Origin of the sequence: Bartonella acomydis (assembly GCF_039543025.1) — a bacterium.
Lineage (GTDB): Bacteria > Pseudomonadota > Alphaproteobacteria > Rhizobiales > Rhizobiaceae > Bartonella > Bartonella acomydis.
Genome location: NZ_BAABIY010000076.1, coordinates 1 through 2094, shown reverse-complemented (window position 1 = coordinate 2094; position 2094 = coordinate 1). Strand labels below are relative to the sequence as shown.

Annotated in this window: 1 protein-coding gene; it reads left to right on the top strand. The window is 35.3% G+C overall.

Features of this window, described 5'->3' with window-relative positions:
- Positions 1 to 2054: type ISP restriction/modification enzyme (locus ABD909_RS07095; RefSeq protein WP_345097255.1), on the top strand; the 2054-nt coding region annotated here is incomplete at its 5' end.
- Positions 2055 to 2094 lie beyond the last annotated feature (40 nt).

Below are 2094 nucleotides of genomic sequence, written 5' to 3'. Positions count from 1 at the left end.
CGACCTATCATAGTTTTATGAAAGGAGAGTATATTCCTTTCAAGCATATTGGTTTGACTGATACGTTTCGGATGATTGAAAAACAAGATTTGATGAAAGGCATACTTAAAGAAAACAGTGAATATTTAGAGCTTCAAAAGAAACTGGATATCAAAGTTATCTTTGGCAATCCCCCTTATTCAACCGGTCAAAAAAGCGAAAATGATAATGCAAAGAACAGCCCCTATCCTATATTAAATGACCGTATTCGTGAAACCTATGCTGCTCAATCTAAAGCAAATCTTAGGCAAGCGCTTTATGATAGTTATATTCGTGCTATTCGTTGGGCTAGTGACCGTATTGATAACGCTGGGGTAATCGGCTTTGTCACAAATGGAAATTTCATCAGTGGGTATTCTATGGATGGCTTACGAAAATCTTTAGCCAAAGAATTTACCAGTATTTACGTGCTTAATTTACGGGGGGATATTCGTAAAAATATGATGAACAAAAAGAATTCTCAAGAAGGAGAAAATGTTTTTGGCAATGGTAGCATGACGGGTATTGCCGTGACATTGTTTATCAAAAATCCCAATGTTTCTGGAGATTGTAAAATTTACTATCATGACATTGGAGATTCACTCACAAAAGAAAAAAAGCTTAAGATAATCGAGGCTCTTGCTAGTATTGAAGGCATTACACAGAGCAAAAAAGGCTGGCAAATAATTACACCAGATAAACACGGGGATTGGCTTGGTCAACGGGATGACAGTTTCAAAGCATTTTTAGCTATGGGTGCTAAAAAAGGACATGATAAAAAACTGTTTGAGATTTATTCTTGTGGTCTAAAAACCAATCGTGATGCTTGGACATACAACTCTAGCCGTGATGCTTTATCAAAAAATATGCACAGCATGATTAGCTTCTATAATAACGAAGTGAAACGTTTTAATGACACTTATCACACTGACCATAAAGCACGTACAAAGGTTGTAGATAATTTTGTTAATGCGGATGAGAAAAAGATAAGTTGGAGCCATAATGTTAAGCAGGAACTGGTAAAAGGAAAAATTTTCGAATTTGAAGATACATGCCTTATTCAAAGTCTTTATCGCCCTTTTACACAACAGTGGCTTTATTATAATCGCGCCTTCAACGATAGAGTTTCCAAAATGCCGTGTATATTTCCTATGGAACAGATGAATGAAAATAAGATAATACAAGTTACAGGTATAGGAGCAATGGTAGGCTTTTCTGTCTTAATGACCAAGACTCTACCTAATTTTCACGCAATAGATACTAGTCAATGCTTTCCAAGATATATTTACGAAGATACTGAATCTTTAAAAGATAAAAATAAGAAACAATCCCATTTATTTTCAAATTCTCAAGAAGAGAGTAAAACAGCTGGTTTACAGAGACGTGATGCCATTACAGATGAAGGTCTAGCACATTTTAAAGCGGCTTATCCGAATGAAACTATAACAAAAGATGATCTATTCTATTATGTTTACGGAATTTTACATTCGGAAGATTATCGTGCTCGTTATGCTGATAACCTCTCTAAAGAATTACCTCGTATCCCTTGTGTAAAGAGTGCTGATGATTTTTGGATATTTGTTACAGCAGGGCGTGAACTGGGGCTTATGCACATGAATTATGAAGATGTAAAGCCTTATCCAGTGACCTTTAAAAAAGGAAATCCAAAGCAGACAGATATTTCTAATCCAGAAAAATTTTACTACGTTACAGAAATGAAATTTGCAAAAGCAGGTAAAGAGAAAGACAAGTCCACTGTTATTTACAACAGCAATATCATAATGACAGACATCCCTCTTGAAGCTTATGAGTATATCGTTAATGGTAGACCCGCTCTTGAATGGGTTATGGGTCGTCAATGTGTTAAGACTGATAAAAAAAGTGGTATTGTAAATGATGCCAATCGTTATGCTGTTGAAACCGTTGGAAACCCTGCCTACCCTCTAGAATTGTTTCAAAGGGTTATTACTGTAAGTTTAGAGACAATGAAAATTGTTAAGAACCTACCAAAATTAGACATTAAAGAAACTGAATAGACTTATAAGACATAATAACCTCATAAGGGGCATAGAGTCT